Below are 994 nucleotides of genomic sequence, written 5' to 3' on the forward strand. Positions count from 1 at the left end.
AATATTATTTATAGGATTAGCCCCTCTTATACATGCTTCGTTTTTCTTCATTAACGCTTTGTTTCTCCTCAATATCGCGTTTTCGACATTCTCGGTCTCCATCGTGTGGCGTGTGGTTTATACCCTGGGTGTGGGGGTTGTGTTGGGGGCGATGGGTATTTGGCTGGCCGGCGCACTTGGGGCACGACAAGGCGATAACGCCATGTATAGCGGAATGGGTTCTGGCGGAACGGGGGTTGCGTTCTTGTTCTGGATCGTGTTTACCGTAGTTTTATTTATGGAGGGAAAATCCTTTCTCAAAAACAATTTCTTTGCAGTTTCCATTCTTATTTTTTATTTATCGACTTACTTTTTGCTGCCCGTGACGGCGCGTGTTTTCGAAAGTGGCATGCTGGTGGTGTTTCTAGCTTCGCTGGGATTGACCGATTGGCGACGCTACGCGGCGTATATGCTGTACGCCTTTTATTTCTGCATGCAGTGGTATCCACTTTTAGGGCTTCCAGGCTATGGCTGGGGGGCCGGAAGTGCGATATGAAGTTTTGGTAATAATGTCCATGCGCCAAGGTTTATATTTCAGGGAGAGTTAAGATGCAGCGTAATATTCCATTGGATATTCTCAAGTTGGTATTGGCTGTTATCGTGGTGATTTCACACGCCCAAGTGTTAATGGGCTATAGCGATCTGGGTTATCAACTGACCGTGGAGGGGGTGTTTCGTATCGTGGTGCCCATTTTTATGATGGTGAGCGGGTACTTTTTCATCAGCGTGATTCGCTCGAGATCGCTCGTTATCTGGCTCAAGAAGGTGGCGGCGATGTATGCCTTCTGGATGCTGGTGTATATTTATTTCTGGTGGGATCTTCCGTCGATAACACCTTATGAAATTCTCAAGCTTTTGCGCGTGGCGGTCATGGGCTACCACCACCTGTGGTTTCTCTCGGGGCTGATTGGAGCTGCCATCTTGCTGTACATGCTGCGCGACCGCTGTCTCGGAT

The 994-nt window shown here is 48.2% G+C and carries 2 protein-coding genes; both read left to right on the forward strand.

Annotated elements, in window-relative coordinates; translation table 11 throughout:
* A partial coding sequence (locus OP496_RS18030) for a hypothetical protein (protein WP_280565334.1) occupies positions 1 to 535 on the forward strand: 535 nt, incomplete at its 5' end.
* A 53-nt stretch (positions 536 to 588) separates the two neighbouring features.
* The coding region (locus tag OP496_RS18035) for an acyltransferase family protein (protein WP_280565336.1) at positions 589 to 994 on the forward strand (406 nt) is incomplete at its 3' end.

The organism is Chromohalobacter sp. 48-RD10, from assembly GCF_029889785.1.
Lineage (GTDB): Bacteria > Pseudomonadota > Gammaproteobacteria > Pseudomonadales > Halomonadaceae > Chromohalobacter.